The organism is Citrobacter sp. Cb041, assembly GCF_030336655.1.
Classification (GTDB): domain Bacteria; phylum Pseudomonadota; class Gammaproteobacteria; order Enterobacterales; family Enterobacteriaceae; genus Citrobacter; species Citrobacter braakii.
In genome coordinates this window covers 709,988-728,892 of sequence record NZ_JAOWDD010000028.1, presented here as the reverse complement: position 1 = coordinate 728,892, position 18,905 = coordinate 709,988, and the positions used below count along the sequence as shown (strand labels likewise).

General features: G+C 52.3%; 21 protein-coding genes. 8 read left to right on the top strand and 13 right to left on the bottom strand.

Annotated elements, in window-relative coordinates; genetic code table 11:
• Positions 1-4 precede the first annotated feature (4 nt).
• The 9 genes from OGV52_RS05985 to OGV52_RS05945 form a co-directional block, all read right to left on the bottom strand.
• Positions 5-493 carry a YbjO family protein gene (locus OGV52_RS05985; protein WP_016152418.1) on the bottom strand — a complete coding sequence of 163 codons (489 nt, stop codon included), beginning with the start codon at positions 491-493 and terminating at the stop codon, positions 5-7.
• A 59-nt stretch (positions 494-552) separates the two neighbouring features.
• Positions 553-1,398: a putrescine ABC transporter permease PotI gene (gene potI, locus OGV52_RS05980; protein WP_016152417.1), complete on the bottom strand. Its 846-nt coding sequence runs from the start codon at positions 1,396-1,398 to the stop codon at positions 553-555.
• Positions 1,395-2,348: a putrescine ABC transporter permease PotH gene (potH, locus tag OGV52_RS05975; protein ID WP_016152416.1), complete on the bottom strand. Its 954-nt coding sequence runs from the start codon at positions 2,346-2,348 to the stop codon at positions 1,395-1,397. The genes potI and potH overlap by 4 nt, the downstream gene beginning before the upstream one ends.
• A 9-nt stretch (positions 2,349-2,357) precedes the next feature.
• A complete protein-coding gene (gene potG, locus OGV52_RS05970; RefSeq protein WP_200048851.1) occupies positions 2,358-3,491 on the bottom strand; it encodes a putrescine ABC transporter ATP-binding subunit PotG in 1,134 nt (377 codons plus the stop codon).
• A gap of 138 nt (positions 3,492-3,629) precedes the next feature.
• Entirely contained in the window at positions 3,630-4,742 is a 1,113-nt protein-coding gene (gene potF, locus OGV52_RS05965; RefSeq protein ID WP_287108228.1) for a spermidine/putrescine ABC transporter substrate-binding protein PotF, read from the bottom strand.
• 433 nt (positions 4,743-5,175) lie between these two features.
• The gene (locus OGV52_RS05960; protein WP_016152413.1) at positions 5,176-5,652 is read right to left on the bottom strand and encodes a type III secretion system chaperone family protein; all 477 of its coding nucleotides are present in this window, start codon (positions 5,650-5,652) and stop codon (positions 5,176-5,178) included.
• Positions 5,653-5,741: 89 nt separating this feature from the next.
• On the bottom strand, positions 5,742-6,644 hold the full coding sequence (gene rimK, locus OGV52_RS05955; RefSeq protein WP_047501202.1) for a 30S ribosomal protein S6--L-glutamate ligase: 903 nt from the start codon (positions 6,642-6,644) through the stop codon (positions 5,742-5,744).
• A gap of 59 nt (positions 6,645-6,703) precedes the next feature.
• Positions 6,704-7,426, bottom strand: coding sequence for a nitroreductase NfsA (gene nfsA / locus OGV52_RS05950; RefSeq protein ID WP_200046449.1), 723 nt, complete (start codon positions 7,424-7,426; stop codon positions 6,704-6,706).
• Positions 7,410-7,700, bottom strand: coding sequence for a YbjC family protein (locus tag OGV52_RS05945; RefSeq protein ID WP_016152409.1), 291 nt, complete (start codon positions 7,698-7,700; stop codon positions 7,410-7,412). Before OGV52_RS05945 ends, nfsA begins: the two co-directional genes overlap by 17 nt.
• 172 nt (positions 7,701-7,872) lie before the next feature.
• Here OGV52_RS05945 and OGV52_RS05940 point away from each other — a divergent pair, with 172 nt between their 5' ends.
• Positions 7,873-8,136, top strand: a complete 264-nt coding sequence (locus OGV52_RS05940) for a GrxA family glutaredoxin (RefSeq protein WP_016152408.1) — start codon at positions 7,873-7,875, stop codon at positions 8,134-8,136.
• 34 nt (positions 8,137-8,170) lie between these two features.
• On the opposite strand, the gene OGV52_RS05935 is transcribed toward OGV52_RS05940, so the two are convergent.
• Positions 8,171-8,551, bottom strand: coding sequence for an inner membrane protein YbjM (locus tag OGV52_RS05935; RefSeq protein ID WP_016152407.1), 381 nt, complete (start codon positions 8,549-8,551; stop codon positions 8,171-8,173).
• A gap of 269 nt (positions 8,552-8,820) precedes the next feature.
• Here OGV52_RS05935 and OGV52_RS05930 point away from each other — a divergent pair, with 269 nt between their 5' ends.
• The gene (locus OGV52_RS05930) at positions 8,821-10,506 is read left to right on the top strand and encodes an aspartate:alanine antiporter (RefSeq protein ID WP_016152406.1); all 1,686 of its coding nucleotides are present in this window, start codon (positions 8,821-8,823) and stop codon (positions 10,504-10,506) included.
• A gap of 267 nt (positions 10,507-10,773) precedes the next feature.
• Positions 10,774-11,571, top strand: coding sequence for an SDR family NAD(P)-dependent oxidoreductase (locus tag OGV52_RS05925; protein WP_047501207.1), 798 nt, complete (start codon positions 10,774-10,776; stop codon positions 11,569-11,571).
• Here the strand turns inward: OGV52_RS05925 and OGV52_RS05920 are convergent.
• Positions 11,558-12,118, bottom strand: coding sequence for a TetR/AcrR family transcriptional regulator (locus OGV52_RS05920; RefSeq protein WP_016152404.1), 561 nt, complete (start codon positions 12,116-12,118; stop codon positions 11,558-11,560). The genes OGV52_RS05925 and OGV52_RS05920 overlap by 14 nt on opposite strands.
• A gap of 85 nt (positions 12,119-12,203) precedes the next feature.
• Here OGV52_RS05920 and OGV52_RS05915 point away from each other — a divergent pair, with 85 nt between their 5' ends.
• From OGV52_RS05915 to OGV52_RS05905, 3 genes are all read left to right on the top strand, one after another.
• Positions 12,204-13,412 carry an MFS transporter gene (locus OGV52_RS05915; protein WP_029139467.1) on the top strand — a complete coding sequence of 403 codons (1,209 nt, stop codon included), beginning with the start codon at positions 12,204-12,206 and terminating at the stop codon, positions 13,410-13,412.
• Positions 13,412-14,227 carry a Cof-type HAD-IIB family hydrolase gene (locus OGV52_RS05910; protein WP_049282702.1) on the top strand — a complete coding sequence of 272 codons (816 nt, stop codon included), beginning with the start codon at positions 13,412-13,414 and terminating at the stop codon, positions 14,225-14,227. The genes OGV52_RS05915 and OGV52_RS05910 overlap by 1 nt, the downstream gene beginning before the upstream one ends.
• 106 nt (positions 14,228-14,333) lie before the next feature.
• Positions 14,334-14,615 (top strand): hypothetical protein, encoded by a 282-nt coding sequence (locus OGV52_RS05905; protein WP_287108226.1) that lies wholly within the window; start codon positions 14,334-14,336, stop codon positions 14,613-14,615.
• Between the two features lie 28 nt (positions 14,616-14,643).
• On the opposite strand, the gene OGV52_RS05900 is transcribed toward OGV52_RS05905, so the two are convergent.
• Positions 14,644-15,876 carry an MFS transporter gene (locus OGV52_RS05900; RefSeq protein WP_047501216.1) on the bottom strand — a complete coding sequence of 411 codons (1,233 nt, stop codon included), beginning with the start codon at positions 15,874-15,876 and terminating at the stop codon, positions 14,644-14,646.
• 296 nt (positions 15,877-16,172) lie between these two features.
• On the opposite strand from OGV52_RS05900, the gene ybjG reads away from it, so the two are divergent.
• Complete coding sequence (ybjG, locus tag OGV52_RS05895) at positions 16,173-16,781, top strand: undecaprenyl-diphosphate phosphatase (RefSeq protein WP_016156091.1); 609 nt, start codon at positions 16,173-16,175, stop codon at positions 16,779-16,781.
• Positions 16,782-16,845: 64 nt separating this feature from the next.
• Positions 16,846-17,604: a DNA-binding transcriptional repressor DeoR gene (deoR, locus tag OGV52_RS05890; protein WP_019076372.1), complete on the top strand. Its 759-nt coding sequence runs from the start codon at positions 16,846-16,848 to the stop codon at positions 17,602-17,604.
• 45 nt (positions 17,605-17,649) lie between these two features.
• On the opposite strand, the gene dacC is transcribed toward deoR, so the two are convergent.
• The gene (gene dacC / locus OGV52_RS05885) at positions 17,650-18,852 is read right to left on the bottom strand and encodes a serine-type D-Ala-D-Ala carboxypeptidase (protein ID WP_016156089.1); all 1,203 of its coding nucleotides are present in this window, start codon (positions 18,850-18,852) and stop codon (positions 17,650-17,652) included.
• Positions 18,853-18,905 lie beyond the last annotated feature (53 nt).

Here is an 18,905-nt window from a genome sequence, read left to right as displayed (position 1 = left end):
CACGTTATTGCAAGCGGAAGAACCGCCTGCTGGACGCAGGAACAAACAGCAGTAGCAACACCAGCATATCCGGTAATTTTTGCATCACCAGCGTATGCAGGATTTCACGTCTGGACTCTCCCGCAATACTGAACAGTTCCGGATATCCATAGCCCAATGAGGCCGCCCACAGATAGACGCTGGCGATAATCTGGGTCAGTAGATAGACCCAGCGTGCCCAGTTCCGACCTTTAACCAGCGAAAATGCGCAGTAAATTTCGATAAACAGCAGCACCAGGCTACCCAGAAACACCAGCGTCAAATTCCAGGTCTGGACGCTGCGATGAATAAACTCGCTGGTTCCGCGAAACCCGAGCGTATTAAAAATCATCAACAGATCGAGACAGCGGATCATGATAATAGCCAGCGCCGCCACCTGCACTAAAGTAGGGACGTTTAAACGGGCATGTGATGTGGATGATTTCTTAAAAAATCCCAACGCGTCGTCTTCCATGAAAACGGCGCAGCCACCGCAGCTGCGCCGTATAGACAGGTTGGCAGATTTTAGTTTTTTCAGCCGCGTCTTGCACGTTGGATATCGCGAATCCGTTGTTTTTCTGTTCGCGCCATCAGATACCACGCGATAAATCCGATAATTCCTACTACGCCAAGTATCAACGTCGCCAGCGCGTTGATCTCCGGATTGACCCCCATACGTACGCTGGAGAACACCAGCATGGGTAACGTTGTGGCGCCAGGACCAGAGACAAAACTGGCAATGACCAGGTCATCGAGCGACAGCGTAAAGGCCAGTAACCACCCTGAGATCACCGCCGGCATAATCATCGGCAGCGTGATGACGAAAAAAACCTTCAGCGGCGTGGCACCAAGATCCATCGCCGCTTCCTCAATGGAGTGATCCAGTTCGCGTAAACGCGAGGAAATCACTACCGCCACGTACGCTGTACAGAATGTGACGTGCGCCAGCCAGATGGTCAACATACCGCGATCCGCTGGCCAGCCGATGGCGTGCGCCAAAGCCACAAACAGCAGCAGCAGCGACAAACCGGTAATGACATCCGGCATCACCAGCGGTGCGGTGATCATAAAGGCGAAACCATTTGATCCACGAAAACGACCAAAGCGCACCATCACCACGGCGGCGATGGTACCGAGAATTGCCGCCATCGTCGCAGCACAGGCGGCAATCGTTAAGCTCATGCCCACGGCGCTTATCATCGCGCTATCGTGGAAAAGCTCACCATACCAACGCGTTGACCACCCCGCCCAGACCGTCACCAGCTTGGAGCTGTTAAACGAATAGATAACCAACATCAGCATCGGCGCGTACAGGAAGGTAAAACCCAGTACCAGGATAAAAATACGCCACGGCGAGCGAACGACCGGTAAGTTATTCATCCGTGTTCCCCCACGCTTTTTTGCTGATATTTATGAAACCACATGATCGGCACAATCAGTAACAGCAGCATAATAATGGCGACGGCAGAAGCCACCGGCCAGTCACGGTTATTGAAAAACTCCTGCCAAAGCACACGCCCAATCATGATGCTGTCCGGGCCGCCCAGCAGTTCCGGGATCACAAACTCCCCAACCGCCGGGATAAACACCAGCATTGACCCGGCGATAATCCCGCCCTTGGTCAACGGCACGATCACGCTAAAGAAGGTTTTCAACGGTCGGGCGCCTAAATCCAGCGCCGCTTCCACCAGCGAGTAATCAATACGCGTCAGCGCGGTATAAATCGGCAGCACCATAAAGGGCAAATAGGCGTAAACAATACCGATATAGACCGCCAGATTGGTGTGCAGAATCGTCAACGGTTGGTCGATAACGCCCAGCCACATCAGAACGTTGTTCAGGACACCGTTATTTTTTAGGATCCCCATCCAGGCGTATACGCGAATCAAAAATGACGTCCAGGACGGCAGGATCACCAGCAGCAACAGAATATTGCGTGTCGAGGGTTTGCTGTGCGCGACCGCCCATGCCAGCGGATATCCCAATAGCAGGCAACAGACAGTCGAAATCCCCGCTACCTGCAAAGATTGCAGGTACGCATCAAAATAGAGCGGATCGTCCGTCAGTTGCAGGAAATTGCCTAAATTGAGGGTGATGGATAACTGATCGTCAGCCCATGAAATGAGGTCGGTATACGGCGGAATAGCCCGCGCCATTTCAGCCAAACTGATTTTGAAGACGATCAGAAACGGCAGCAGAAACAGGAGCATCAGCCACACATACGGCAGCGCGATGACCAGCTTGCGCCCGTGCTTCATTTGCAGCCGCGACATAAACAGCGTGAAACGCCCCACGTTATCCACGCGCGCCGGAGGTTCAAGTGTACTCATCTTCGCTCCTTAAACCGTCAACACCACACAGCTGTCCGCATCCCAACATAAACGGACTTCGTCACCCCAGGTTGGTAATCCCTTGCGATAACGATGTTCATTTTGTAGCTGAGCGCTCAGCATCTGGCCACTTTTCAAGCGTACGTGGTACACCGACAAATCCCCCAGATAGGCAATGTGCACCACTTCGCCTACCGCGAAGTTATATCCCTCTGGCGGAGGGGCTTCGCAGAGCATGATTTTTTCCGGGCGCAGCGCAACATACACCGGGACGTTATCGACAACGGAAGCGTCTGCGTCCACTTTCAGCGGATGTACCAATCCTGGAGACTCAATAACCAGACCATCCTCCTGACGTTCTTTCAGCAGCCCCTCAAAGACGTTAACCGAACCGATAAATTCTGCACTGTAACGCGTAGTCGGATGCTCGTAGATCTCTTCAGGCTCGCCGATCTGGACAAATTTGCCACGGTTCATGATCGCAATGCGGCCCGCCATCGTCATGGCTTCTTCCTGATCGTGCGTCACCATCACGCAGGTCACGCCGACACGTTCAAGGATATCCACCACTTCCAGTTGCATGCGGTCACGGAGCTTTTTATCCAGCGCCCCCATCGGCTCATCCAGCAGCAGCAGCTTCGGGCGTTTCGCCAGGCTACGCGCCAACGCCACGCGCTGACGCTGACCGCCAGAAAGCTGATGCGGCTTACGTTTGGCGAACTCCTGCATATGCACCAGGCCCAGCATCTCATTCACCCGACTGGCGATTTCAGTCTTTGGCAGCTTGTCCTGCTTGAGGCCAAAGGCAATGTTCTGCTCTACCGTCATGTGCGGAAACAGTGCATAGGACTGAAACATCATATTAATCGGACGCAGATAAGGCGGGACATGCGCTAAATCGACGCCATCAAGCATAATTTGCCCGGTTGTTGGCTGTTCAAATCCCGCCAGCATCCGCAACAGGGTCGATTTACCGCAGCCGGACGCCCCGAGCAGAGCAAATATTTCACCTTTGTAGATAGTAAGATTGACGTCATCAACGGCATGCTGACCGTCAAAGGACTTGGTCAGGTTGCGAATTTCAAGCAGCGGGGTCAGCGCCTTGCGGATTTTCGCTTGTGGGCGTGGGGTTGCATCATTCAATTAGGCGCTCTCCGGCATAAAACAAAGAAACGGTGCAAATAACGCACCACAGTGGTGCGTATTGCCGGGTTATGTGTGTCCGGGATCAACACTGCCCGGCAGGCGTAAATCCTGCCGGGTCACGTCCCGTACATCGGGTTATTTCCCGCTTTTTACCTTCGTCCAGGCGCGAGTACGTACACGGTCGATCTTCGGATCCTGTACTTTCAGCGTGAACAGCTTGGCGCGAACATCGGCAGGCGGGTAAATGCCCGGGTTGTCGCGCACGTCCTGGTTGACCAGTGCTGTCGCTTCTTTGTTGGCATTGGCATAGAACACGTGGTCAGAAATATGCGCAATTACATCAGGGCGCAGCAGGTAGTTGAGGAACTGATAGGCTTCGTCTTTGTTTTTCGCATCGGCTGGCATCGCGAACACATCAAAGAAGGCCATCGCACCTTCCTTAGGAATTGAGAAGGAAATATTGACGCCATTTTTCGCTTCTTTCGCCCGGTTTGCCGCCTGCCATACATCCCCGGCCCAGCCAATCGCCACGCAGGTATCACCGTTTGCCAGGTCGTTAATGTACTGCGAGGAGTGGAAGTAGCGAATATTTGGGCGCAGTTTCAACAGCAGATCGGTTGCTGGTCCGGTGTAATCATCCGCTTTGGTACTGTTTGGATCTTTACCCAAATAATTCAGCACGGTGGCAAACACTTCTTCGGGCGCGTCGAGGAATGAGACGCCGCAGCTTTTGAGTTTTTCCAGATTTTCTGGCTTGAGGATCAGATCCCAGCTATTAACCGGCGCATCTGGCCCCAGTACCGCTTTCACTTTATCCACGTTATAGCCAATACCGGTTGTTGCCCACATATACGGCATCGCAAACTTGTTGTCCGGATCGTGTTTACCCACCAGCTTCAGCAGCTCAGGATCGAGGTTTTTCCAGCCAGGCAATTTGCTCTTATCCAGCGGCTGGAAGACGCCCGCGGTCAGTTGACGCTCAAGGAAACTGGCGGATGGAACGACAAGGTCAAAGCCGGTACTGCCAGCCATGAGCTTACCTTCCAGCACTTCATTGGAATCAAATACGTCATAGATAACTTTAATTCCGGTCTCTTTTTCAAAATTAGCCACCGTATCCGGGGCAATATAATCAGACCAGTTATAAATATGCAGCGTTTTTTGTTCAGCAGCGAGCGTGCCAGCAGAGATGGCCATCAGAGCACCCGCAACCAGGCCTGGTAACCATCGTTTATTTAAGGCGGTCATAATCTCTTTCCTTCTGAAAGTTCGTTAACAAACGAACAAAAATGTCACACTCAAATGATATGCAAGAAACGTGCATATTCTTTCAAGCGGCACCCATGAAAAGAGAGGCCTCTCCTCACGCCGCTATTGCGCGCTGTTATCCGCCCATACATTCAATATGCATTGTGGACACAGGTCAGGCCACAAGGGGCTGTTTGAATGATGACGTTGATAAGCTTCGCAAGAATAACTTTAGCCAGGATTTGTGGATATAGCCCAGATTAAAAAACGTCTTTTATCAATTTTTTATGCATGAATTGTCTATGACATACAGCGGAAGGCGCTGAATGGAGGTGAATAATTCTTTAATGAACGGTTAAATGCAGAATAAAAACAGGCAATACGCAACCGCTTTGGCAGCGGCTGCGCAATATATGTCCAGATTCAGGAAGAATTAATGGAGGAAATGAACTTCGGCGTTGCTGTTTTGCGCATCTTCTTCAGCGTTAAATAACAGCTGATGCGCACCGGCCTCGAGGATCACCATCGATATTTGCTCTTCACTCTGGCGAACAAAATATTCGAACTGCTCAAACGTCACGCCCGGGATAACGGATAAAGACTGGCAGACCACCAGCTTTGGCAGATTATCATCCTGCATATCCAGAAAGGCTTTCACCGTCAGTGAACTGGCGTTAATCGCAGACAGATCGGCGGCCAGCGGCAGTAGTGCAGAAGGTCTGACTTCTGCCATCGCGGAAAACAGAATGACGTTATCGACCAAATCAACTTTTGCATCAAAGATGCCGTCAAAATTCTGCATGTGCGGCAAATGCAGCGCCTGACAGGTATCGCATTCAAAAAAACTCATGCCCAGGTCGTCGAGCCATTGACGCAACGTATCCAGAGTGGGAACGACCAGTGATGTCATAATAATGTGCGACCTCTATTGATGAAAAAATACCGGCACAGCTTACGCAAAAAGAGCGTGTCATACTACGATCACAATCGATATTGTGCTTAGCCGCCGATTTTAAGGCAAAATTCAGGCGTAGCGTGACGCTCAATCCACTGGATCATCTTGCCGGCAATGTCTATTCCGGTAGTTTTCTCCACCCCTTCAAGGCCAGGAGAAGCGTTGACCTCCATGACCAGCGGCCCACGTTCAGCACGCAGAATATCAACGCCAGCAACGTCCAGACCCATTGTCTGAGCGGCTTTGAGCGCAATTTCCCTTTCGCGCGGCGTGATATTCGCAAGAGTAGCAACCCCACCGCGATGGAGATTAGAACGAAAATCCCCTTCTTTGGCCCGGCGCTCAATGGCGGCCACCACCTCGTCACCGACCACGAAACAGCGAATATCTCGCCCTTTCGCTTCTTTGATATATTCCTGAACCAGAATATGGGCATTCAACCCACGAAAGGCATCCACCACGCTTTCTGCGGCCTGCCGCGTTTCCGCCAGTACCACGCCGATCCCCTGCGTACCTTCAACCAGTTTCACCACCAGCGGCGCGCCGCCAACCATGTCAATCATGTCGCTGGTATCGTCCGGAGAGTGAGCAATCCCGGTGATGGGTAAATCGATTCCCTGACGCGCCAGTAGCTGCAGCGAACGCAGCTTATCGCGCGCACGCGTAATCGCTACCGACTCATTCAGCGGATAGCTACCCAGCATCTCAAACTGGCGCAACGCCGCAGTACCGTAAAAGGTAATCGCTGAACCAATCCTTGGGATCACTGCATCGAAATGAGGAAGCTGGCGGCCCTTGTAATGAATAGAGGACGCCGCCGGGCTGATGTTCATATAGCAAGAAAGGGGATCGATAATTTCAACCAGGTGACCACGCTGCATCGCCGCTTCACGCAGGCGCTTACAAGAATAGAGCGTTCCGTCCCGGGACAAAATGGCAATTTTCACCCTGCACCTCTCTGAATGACCTGGTAAAAGCTGGCGTATCATACACTGCGTTAAAATCTTTAGCGCGTAGCCCATCCCTGTTTATGCAAATATTCCAGGATAAAGGGACGACTTTCTTTAATGATGGTGCGGCGAATATGGTCGCTCCAGGTGTCACGGCGCGTATTGCTCCCGCGGGTCAGATAGTACTGCGCGAGCTGCTCATCATATTGCGATAAAACGTCTTTGTTGAGTGGCTGATACTGATTTTCGTGCACCACAAGCGACGCTGGCAGTCGCGGCTTGATATCCGGGTTATCAGCAGGCCAGCCGAGGCACAGCCCAAACAACGGCAGAACGTGTTGCGGAAGCTTCAGCAGTTCAGTGACCGGCTCAATGTTATTTCGCAGACCGCCAATAAACACGCCGCCAAGCCCCAAAGACTCTGCCGCCGTCAGCGCATTTTGCGCCATCATCGCGGTATCAACGACGCCCAGTAGCAGCTGTTCCGCCAGCCCGAGTTGCGCGTCAGGGCAAATCTGCAAATGGCGATTAAAGTCAGCGCAAAACACCCAGAACTCGGCGGCCTGCGCCACATGTTTTTGTCCGCCGGATAAAGTAGCCAGTGATTCGCGCAGAGCGTTATCCGTTATGCGAACGATGGATGTGCATTGTAAAAAACTGGAGCTTGAGGTCCCCTGAGCGGCGGCAATAATCGCCTCCCGCTGCGCATCCGAAATGGCATCATCGGTGAAATGGCGAATGGAACGGTGGCTACGAAGTAAATCAATGGTTGGCGTCATCTCTTTTTTCTCTGTCTGAACGTGAAGAATCACCGGGGGTTCGTGACATCAGCTGCGGCGCAACCAGTTGAGCAATACGCCACGTTAATACCACCGCGGCGGGAAGCATCAGCAGCACACCCAGAAATATCATCACCACGCAGGCTAACGGACTGCCAAGCGGTGCGGGTAAAGTGAGGTAATCGTTAAGCGATAGCAGCGCCAGCGATAACAAAACCATCCCGATTATTTCCAGCATCAATACGCTTTTGGGTAATGCACCAATTGTGCGCATAAGCGGCCTCCCGGCGAAATGGCTTTCATTATAAAACGTTCCGGCTTGTCGTGTTTAACAGTTATAGCTTGAGGATATCAAAGCAACAGGCTGAACCTGCTTTTCATCTGTCACAAATCGCGGCATCATAACAAGTATTGCCATCCGGCCTGATAAGTTCGAGGAGAGAGAGATGTTTGCCGTTATTTTTGGTCGTCCAGGGTGCCCGTATTGTGTGCGCGCAAAAGAATTAGCAGAAAAATTAAGCAATGAGCATGACGATTTTAACTTCCGCTACATTGATATCCATGCCGAAGGTATTACGAAAGCCGATCTGGAAAAGACGGTAGGTAAGCCAGTTGAAACCGTTCCGCAGATTTTTGTTGATCAAAAACACATCGGCGGCTGCACGGATTTTGAAGCGTGGGCAAAAGAGAACATGAATCTGTTCGCCTGATCGCCGTTTCTACGCCCTCCGCTGGAGGGCGTCTTCAGTTCTTTTTCCGTCGATGATGCTGATTGAACAAGTTGCTGATAAACAAAAAACACAATGCGCCAAGCGCGCACCAAAACACCGCACTAAACAACCACGCCAGCTCTTGCCACAACGAACGCGTCGGCATAAAAACGAACCGCATCAGTAACAGACAGCACGGCGCCGCCAACATGGCACCAAGAAGGGGTTTGAGCACCTCCCGACGATGGGAGAAAAAGCTTGCTGCAGCACCAGGCAGGATAAAAAACAACAATCCGACCTCAGGATGCCCTGCCGCTCTGAATGCCCCTTTCACGTTCAGCGTTAATGAAAGACACACCACAATAAAGAGCACAAAGCAGCAGACCGCACCCGCCCAACTTTGCTTATGTTTCAATTGTTCCTCCTGACACATTCTCTATCGAACACTCTTTTCGCCCGCAGGCGTCCAGTCAGATAAAGTAACCAGGCATTCCATGCCAAAAACACACTCACACGATTCTTATAGCCGTTGATACGTAATGAGATTAAACTAACCGCATATATTGTTATGCTGCATTATTCGGGGCTGTGTACGAAGCTGTCGCCCCTTAATTTCTGGCAAAAACATTAGCGTAAATTGCCATTTCTTTCAATAGCTTACTAGTAAACAAGAAGTTAGTCTCCGTGAATATAAACGTCGCAGATTTGTTAAATGGGAATTACATCCTGTTATTATTTGTGGTCCTGGCACTGGGCCTGTGTCTGGGTAAATTACGTCTGGGTTCAGTCCAACTCGGTAATTCCATTGGCGTTTTAGTGGTGTCCCTATTATTAGGTCAACAGCACTTTAGTATTAACACCGATGCATTAAATCTCGGCTTTATGCTGTTTATTTTTTGTGTCGGCGTCGAAGCCGGTCCCAACTTTTTTTCGATTTTTTTTCGCGATGGGAAAAATTATCTAATGCTTGCTCTGGTGATGGTCGGCAGCGCCATGCTGATCGCCCTGGGGCTGGGTAAGCTATTTGGCTGGGACATCGGCCTGACGGCAGGCATGCTGGCCGGCTCGATGACCTCAACGCCGGTGCTGGTCGGCGCGGGTGACACCTTGCGCCATTCCGGAATGTCGGGGACATCGCTTTCAACCGCCCTCGATAACCTGAGCCTCGGTTATGCGCTCACCTATTTGATTGGTTTGGTCAGTCTTATTGTTGGCGCGCGCTACCTGCCGAAACTTCAGCATCAGGATCTGCAAACCAGCGCCCAACAAATCGCACGTGAACGAGGTCTGGACACTGATGCCAACCGTAAGGTTTATCTGCCGGTAATTCGTGCCTATCGCGTTGGCCCGGAACTGGTGGCATGGGCCGATGGCAAAAATCTGCGCGAGCTGGGTATCTATCGCCAGACCGGTTGTTACATTGAACGCATCCGTCGCAACGGCATCCTGGCCAACCCGGATGGCGACGCGGTACTGCAAATGGGTGATGAGATAGCCCTGGTGGGTTATCCGGATGCGCATGCCCGCCTCGATCCGAGCTTCCGTAATGGTAAAGAGGTGTTCGATCGCGATCTGCTCGATATGCGCATCGTCACTGAAGAGATTGTGGTGAAAAACCACAATGCCGTTGGCCGCCGCCTGGCCCAGTTGAAGCTGACCGATCACGGCTGTTTTCTCAACCGCGTGATCCGTAGCCAGATTGAAATGCCTATCGATGACAACGTCGTGCTTAATAAAGGCGACGTGCTGCAGGTCAGTGGGGATGCTCGCCGCGTCAAAACCATTGCCGATCGTATCGGCTTCATTTCCATTCACAGTCAGGTGACCGATCTGCTGGCCTTCTGCGCCTTCTTTATCATCGGTCTGATGATCGGGATGATCACCTTCCAGTTCAGTAATTTCAGCTTCGGCATCGGGAACGCGGCTGGACTGCTATTCGCCGGGATAATGTTGGGCTTCCTGCGTGCCAACCATCCAACGTTTGGCTATATCCCACAGGGGGCGCTGAACATGGTCAAAGAGTTTGGCCTGATGGTATTTATGGCAGGCGTCGGTTTAAGCGCGGGCAGCGGCATTGGCAATGGCCTTGGCGCCGTGGGTGGGCAAATGCTGATTGCCGGCCTGGTTGTCAGCCTGGTGCCGGTTGTCATCTGTTTCTTATTCGGTGCTTACGTATTGCGCATGAACCGCGCCCTGCTTTTTGGCGCCATGATGGGCGCGCGTACCTGCGCTCCGGCAATGGAAATCATCAGCGATACGGCACGCAGCAACATCCCCGCATTAGGCTATGCCGGGACCTACGCAATTGCCAACGTACTGCTGACATTAGCGGGGACACTCATCGTCATTGTCTGGCCTGGGCTTGGTTAGCGCTGAAATTTACTCTTAAACGAAAATTTTTTGCAGGTAAGCAGAACTTTTCTTCAAGACGTCAGTCATAACTATTGCCACTGCTTTTCTTTGATGTCCCCAATTTGTGGAGCCCATCAACCCCGCCGTTTTGGTTCAAGGTTGATGGGTTTTTTGTTGCCTGAATTTTGCGATCGCTGACTCCCTCCCCCGAAACTCTCTCACATTTGCAGCATGCTGGTTATGACACATACTTTTAGTCAGAGCTAAATGGTAATGGGGGGTGCTATGTTACTCGCAGGCAAAGTCGCGGTAATCTTCGGAGGCAGCGGCGCTATAGGCAGTGCAGTTGCGCATGCCATGGCGCGTGAAGGCGCCCATGTGTATCTGGGCGCGCGCAGTCAGGAAAAGCTGGATTGGGCGGCCAGTAGCATTCGAACCGCGGGCGGTGCCGCCGAAACCTTTGTCACCGATGTACTCGACGAATACGGCACCTCAAAACAAGTTACTCAGCTTGCGCAGCAAACCGGTGGAATAGATGTGGTGGTTAACGCAACCGGCTTTATGCATGAACAAGGCAAACGCATCGAGGCGTTATCCCTTTCTGAGTTTATGAGCGGTATCACCCCTTTCCTCTCGGCGCAGTTCAATATCGCAAAAGCCGTAACACCACACATGGGCGGCAATCGTGCTGGCGTCATTCTCACCGTTGTTGCGCCCGCGGCCCCGATGGCGATGCCTGGACATCTGGGACACATCGTTGGCTGTGCGGGAACAGAGGCCTTTATTAAAGCGCTTGCCAGCGAACTGGGGCCGGCGAATATTCGGGTCGTCGGCGTGCGCTCGCATGCGATTGTGGATGCCGTTCAGGCCGGTTCCTATACCGGGGAAATTTTTACCGCTAAAGCGCAGTCAATGGGTATTACCGTCGCACAATGGTTAGCTGGTGCGGCGCAAAGTACCATGCTTGGGCGTCTGCCTACGCTTGCACAAATCGCTGAGGTAATGACCTTTCTGGCTTCAGACCATGCCGGAGCAATCACCGCAACGGTGGTGAATATTACCGGCGGCGCTACGCACAACTGACCGTTGCGGGCAACCCCGCAATACGCTCCACCATCAGCAAGATATCTTCTCGCCGCAGTGGTTTTTTGTCCGTGACAAAATGCAGCGTCATCCCTTCAATAAACGCATCCAGCGCCCGCGCCGTAACCGGAGCAAACCACTGCTCCAGCGTTTGTTGGCTGCGTAACATCCAGTTTTGCATCACCGTTTTTAGTGCCGGTTTACGGCTGGCGAAGGCATACAGCTGATACATGAGTTCCATGTTATCGGGTGTCGTGACCTGGGAGCTGTAAATCATATCGGTAATCGCATGGCAAGCCTGCGACGCATCCGTGACGTCGGCAAAAAAAGCCTGATACTGCAGCATCATCCTGTCAGTAAAACGGTCAAACGCCTCCATTAAAAGCTCATCAATTCCCGAAAAGTAATAGGTCATAGAACCCAAGGGCACCTGAGCAATTGTCGCAATCTTCCGATGTGTAACCGCATGAATACCATGGGCTATTACCGCATCCAGAGTCGCCTGAACTATTTTTTCCCGCCGCTGCGGATCGTTCGCACGTCGCACTGCATTACCTCTTCTTGCATTTGTGTACAAATGTACACAACCTTGCTAAGGTTGTCTTCTTTCCTCTTTTCTTCGGCTCGAATTCATGACTGGCATCTCATCACGCAAAGCCTTAAGACGTCGCACCTGGGCACTGTTCACGTTCTTCTTTTTACCAGGATTATTAATGGCCTCCTGGGCAACGCGTACCCCTGCCATCAGAGATATCCTCTCCATCTCAACCGCCGAAATGGGCGCGGTGCTGTTTGGACTCTCAATTGGTTCGATGAGTGGCATTCTTTGTTCGGCCTGGCTGGTGAAACGATTTGGCACGCGTAAAGTGATCCGCACCACCATGTCTTGCGCTGTCCTCGGAATGGCAATCCTCAGCGTGGCGCTCTGGCTGCATTCCGCATGGCTTTTCGCATTTGGTCTGGGCGTGTTCGGCGCCAGCTTTGGCGCAGCAGAAGTTGCCATCAACGTCGAAGGTGCGGCTGTTGAGCGCGAAATGAATAAAACCGTACTGCCGATGATGCACGGTTTTTACAGCCTGGGAACGCTGGCGGGTGCCGGAGTCGGGATGATGCTTACCGCCTTCAGCGTACCGGCGACCGCGCATATCTTGCTGGCGGCGATGGTGGCTATCACCCCTATCTTCATCGCCATCAAAGCTATTCCTGACGGCACGGGTAAAAATGCCGCTGACGGGTCTCACTCTGGCGAAAAAGGACTGCCTTTTTATCGCGATATTCAGCTATTGCTGATTGGCGTCGTGGTGCTTGCAATGGCATTTGCTGAAGGTTCCGCCAACGACTGGCTTCCGCTGCTGATGGTGGACGGACATGGATTTAGCCCAACATCAGGCTCGCTGATTTATGCCGGATTTACGCTGGGCATGACCGTTGGACGATTTACTGGCGGCTGGTTCATCGACCGCTACAGCCGCGTCGCGGTAGTACGCGCCAGTGCGCTTATGGGTGCTCTTGGGATTAGCCTGATTATTTTTGTCGACAGCACTTGGGTGGCGGGTGTTTCCGTTATTCTGTGGGGACTCGGCGCATCACTGGGATTCCCACTGACCATTTCGGCTGCCAGCGACACCGGCCCCGATGCGCCAACCCGCGTCAGCGTTGTCGCCACTACCGGCTATCTGGCATTCCTGGTTGGACCACCGCTGCTGGGCTACCTGGGTGAACACTACGGCCTGCGTAGCGCTATGCTGGTGGTGCTGGCGCTGGTGCTTGTCGCCGCCATCGTCGCGAAAGCGGTGGCAAAACCGGATCTCAAAAACACCACTGTGATGGAGAACAGCTAATGCGTATCAAACTGATTGCAGTCGACATGGACGGCACATTTTTAAGCGACCAAAAAACCTATAATCGTGAGCGCTTTATGGCGCAATACCGCCAGATGAAAGAACAAGGGATCCGCTTTGTGGTCGCCAGCGGTAACCAGTATTACCAGCTCATCTCCTTTTTCCCTGAACTGGCCAGTGAAATCTCATTTGTCGCCGAAAACGGCGGATGGGTGGTCAGTGAAGGGGAAGATGTCTTTAACGGTGAGCTGGCAAAAGACGATTTCCAGGCCATCATGGAACATCTGCTGACCCGTACGGACATCGACATTATCGCCTGCGGTAAAAATAGCGCCTATACCCTGAAGCGGTACAGCGATGAGCATAAGACTGTCTCCGCCATGTATTATCATCGTCTTGAATTTGTGGATAATTTTGACAACCTCAACGACATTTTCTTCAAGTTCGGGCTAAATATTTCAGACGATCGTATCCCCCAGGTGCAGGCTGACCTCCATGAGGCGATTGGCGACATTATGGTGCCGGTACATACCGGCTACGGCAGCATCGATTTAATTATACCCGGTGTGCATAAGGCAAACGGGCTGCGTCTGCTGCAACAACGCTGGAATATTACCGATGATGAGGTTGTTGTGTTTGGCGATGGCGGCAATGATATTGAGATGCTGCGTCAGGCAGGATTTAGTTTTGCAATGGCGAACGCCCATGAGCCGGTTATCCAGGCGGCAAAATATCGCGCAGGGTCGAACAACGAAGAGGGCGTGCTGGATATTATCGACCGCGTGTTAAAGAATGAAGCACCGTTTACGCAATAACGCCTCAGCACAGACGGCAACATAATGATGGCATGATCTATTCATAATCCGCCTCAAATTAACCCGCTGGATTATTACCTCCAGTGAATATTCAGACGAGCGGATTATGAAGAAAAGTGTACTGATAGCGACATTGTTGCTGGGTTTTGCGGGGACAACATTTGCGCAAAGCGTTACCATTGATGTACCAAGCGGTTATAAGGTGGTGGTAGTACCCTCTTCCGTCAGCGTTCCGCAGGCGGTCAGCGTTACCACAGCGCCACAAACGGTGTATGTTGCTCCGGCGCCTGCCCCGGCGCCTGTCTATCGCGCACATACTTATGCGCGACATGTTGCAAGCGTCGGTGAAGGAATGATCATCGAACACCAGATTGACGATCACCACTAAGTTTTTGCCTGGCCCGGGCAACCGGGCTTTAACCTTCCCGTGAATCCCCTACCCGTTTATCTTTCAGGAAGATAACCATCAGAATCACCCACAGTACGCCGCTTGCCAGATTGAACAGGCTGAACAAGCCGTTTCCTCCGAGCAGATAAGCGTGTTTACTCAGCTCAATACCGACGGTAAAAATCAGCATCTGCAACATACCCATGGCGGCAGAAACCGTGCCCTTACTCATTTCACTGGCAAACAGCGTCAGACGTACCAGTCCCGCATTCGCCACGCCAATACCAAACGCATAGATGCTTAAACCCGCCGTCATCCATAGATACGCATGGGATGACACCACCGTGGCCGCAGCGGCAATCACCAGCCCGACGGCGATTGGCCAGCCGCCCATGATAATCAGCGAACGTACGGTTTTTCGCGAGGTCAGGCGCGCCAGTACCAGGTTACCGGCAATCAACGCGCCAAAAATCGGTACCTGCAACAGGCCATATTCGTAACTGCTGAGATGTTCACCGCTGATGATAATAATCGGGGACTGCGCAATCCACGCCAGTAACGGCAGGCTGACAAAACCCAATGCCAGCGCGCCTGCAACGAAGCGCACGTTCCTCAGCACCAGCTTATAATCTTTGCCCAGCTCTTTAATCGACAGCTTTTCACCAAGCCGGGTTGCCGTTTCCGGCATCGCGCGTTGCAGACCAAAAAAAGAGATGGCGGCCAGGGCGGCAAACAGGATAAACATCCCTTCCCACGGCAGAACATGTACCCAGGCAGCGCCGACCAGCGGCCCCAGCAGGGGCGCAATCAACGCTACGTTTGCCATCAGCGCAGTAATTTTTATGCACACCGCTTCTTCAAAGGATTCCTGAATTGCGGCGTAACCCACCGCGCCAATAAAGCACAGGCTTATCCCTTGTAAAAAACGCAGGAAGGTAAATTGCTCAATATTCTGCGCAAGCAGGGTTGCAAGGCAGGTCACAATGAACCAGAGCACGCCGGTTAACATCACCGGGCGACGTCCAATTCGATCCGACAGCGGTCCTAATAACCACTGCAAAAACATGCCGCCAGCCAGATAGGCGGTCATGGATGTGGGCACCCAATCTAATCCGGCATTATATTGCTCCACCACCGCCAACATTCCGGGCTGGATCATATCGTTGCCGATATAAGTAGAGAATTCGTAAAGCACCAGACAGAGAGGGAAAAGTAATGCCTGACGCCCCAAACGGGCGCCTGAAGATAAACGGTTCTGCATGCAGTCTCTTAACTATAGGAAAATCGCGCAAAGTGTAATAAATGCGCCGTACTGGTGATAGTGAATTATGTGATTTGCAAGCAAATTGCGCACATTTTTACACTCATTGCTCAGGAACATTTTGCGTTAAGGTTAATTTAAGTTGAGGCCGCTATCATGTTCAATAAGTCTCATTAATTGTCTGAAAAATAGTCATTTAACAGACAAATAAGACAAGACCGCTTTTTATCCCGTGAAAGCAATTTTATGCTCTCCCCTCATGGGCCTTTTTAACGATTACACTGAGTCTGGACGTTATGCTGGAAAATCTGAACAACTCACTTTTTTATCTCATCAATGCCACGCCGGACTCTGCGCAATGGATGATATCGCTTGCCATTTTTATTGCCAAAGACCTGATTAACATCGTACCGCTGTTAGCCGTTGTGCTTTGGCTTTGGGGGCCGCGGGCCCAGGTTACTCTCCAGCGCCAGTTAGTTATAAAAATGGCGATTGCGCTGATCGTCGGTCTGACGATTTCATGGCTGATGGGGCATCTGTTTCCTCACGATCGTCCGTTTGTTAACCACATCGGTTACAACTTCCTGCATCATGCGGCGGATGACTCTTTCCCGAGCGATCACGGTACGGTTATCTTTACCTTTGCACTGGCTTTCTTGTTCTGGCATCGCCTGTGGACGGGCGCTCTGCTGATGGTCGTTGCTGTGGCGATTGCCTGGTCGCGGGTCTACCTTGGCGTACACTGGCCGCTGGATATGCTGGGAGGATTACTCGCCGGACTGATTGGCTGCCTGAGCGCCCAGATGATCTGGCAGCGGTTTGGCACGCCCCTGTACCTCGGCTTGCAAAATGGCTATCGCGCCTGCTTCGCTCTGCCCATCCGTAAAGGCTGGGTGCGTGACTAACCCACGGTAAAAAGAGTAGTATTAAGCGCGATACTGAGCACTTATTCTACTCTCCAGGGGAACTATGGAAACTCGACGCGACGAGCGTATTGGTCAATTACTGCAGGCGCTGAAACGCAGCGATAAATTACACCTCAAAGAAGCCGCGACGCTGCTGGGCGTATCTGAGATGACCATTCGTCGCGACCTGAATAATCACGATGCTCCCGTCGTCTTGCTCGGGGGCTATATTGTTCTGGAACCCCGCAGCGCCAATCACTATTTAATCAGCGATCAAAAATCCCGACTGGTTGATGAAAAGCGCCGTGCCGCCCAGATGGCGGCAAGCCTCGTGCAGGCACACCAGACTATCTTTTTCGACTGTGGTACCACCACGCCGTGGATCATTGAGGCTATCGACAATGAATTGCCTTTCACCGCAATCTGCTACTCGCTGAATACGTTTCTGGTGCTGCAGGAAAAACCGCAGTGCCGCGTCATTCTGTGTGGTGGCGAATTCCATGCCAGCAACGCAATTTTCAAACCGCTTGATTTCCAGGAAACGCTGAACAACCTGTGCCCGGATATCGCTTTTTATTCCGCAGCTGGCGTTCATATTGAGAAAGGCGCGACCTGTTTTAACCTGGAAGAGCTACCGGTGAAACACTGGGCGATGTCGATGGCGCAGCATCACGTGCTGGTGGTCGATCACAGCAAATTTGGTAAGGTACGTCCTGCGCGGATGGGTGAAGTAAAACGCTTTAATACCATCGTCAGCGATAGCCGTCCTGACGAGGCGTTTGTTGAGTACGCGAAAGCGCAACGTATCAAACTGATGTATTAAGCGATACTGCCGGATGGCGATAGCGTCATCCGGCAAACGCTAAGATTAAGAGAACCAGCCGCCAAACCACTGGTGGAATTTCATCATCACAAAGTCCCACATGCGACTAAAGAATCCCCCCTCTTCCACGGCCTCCATCACCATCAGTGGACGCTGCTCGATGGATTTCCCGTTCAACTGGAAGTCGATAGTTCCCACAACCTGACCTTTCTTCAGCGGCGCGGTTAACTGTGGTTCGGTCAGGGTAAAGCTGGCCTTCAGGTTTTTGAGCTGACCACGCGGGATAGTCACCGAGCCCGCTTCTCCGGCACCCAAATTAACCTCACTCTTATCGCCAAACCAGACGCGCTGCGTCACGAAAGTGGCATCCGGTTTAATCGGCGTAACGGTTTCAAAGAAGCGGAAGCCCCAGGTCAGCAACTTTTCTGACTCATTAAAACGAATGCGGTCGGTTTTCGCCCCCAACACCACGGAAATCAGGCGCATATCCCCCTGGGTCGCGGAAGCGACCAGGTTGTATCCCGCCCCGGCCGTGGTACCGGTTTTCATACCGTCCACGTTCAGGTTGGTGCTCCACAACAAACGGTTGCGGTTCGGCTGGCGGATTTTATTAAAGGTAAATTCTTTCTCTTTGTGGATAGCGTACTCTTCCGGTACATCGTGGATTAGCGCCTTCCCGAGCAGGGCCATATCACGTGCGGTACTGAACTGTCCTGCCGCATCCAGGCCATGCACGGTCTGGAAAGTGGTATTGGTCAGCCCCAGTTTTTTCGCGTAGCCGTTCATCAGACCAATGAAGGATTCCTGGCTGCCGGCAACGTAATCAGCCAGTGCGATACAGGCATCGTTACCAGACTGGATGATAACGCCTTTGTTCAGATCGGACACTGCAACCTGATCGCCGGGCTTGAGGAACATAACCGACGAACCGCGCAGGGCCGGATTACCGGTCGCCCAGGCGTCTTTGCCCACGGTGACCATGTCGTTGAGGTTAATTTTCCCGGCCTTCAGCGCCTGACCGACTACATAGCTGGTCATGATCTTGGTCAGACTGGCAGGATCCAGTTTCTCATCAGCATTACCTTCCGCCAGTACCTTACCGCTGGCGTAATCCATTAGGATCCACGCGCGCGCGTCGACGCTCGGTGGGGCCGTTGGTTGCTCCGCCGCCTGTACGCTCGGCGCCAAAAGGATTAAGAGTGCAGAACCTGCAGCAAAGCTGCGAAGTGAAGAGAAGTATTGCGTCATAAATGCCACCCGAGTATCCATTCCAAAAAACCACGTCATACCACACCGTGTTT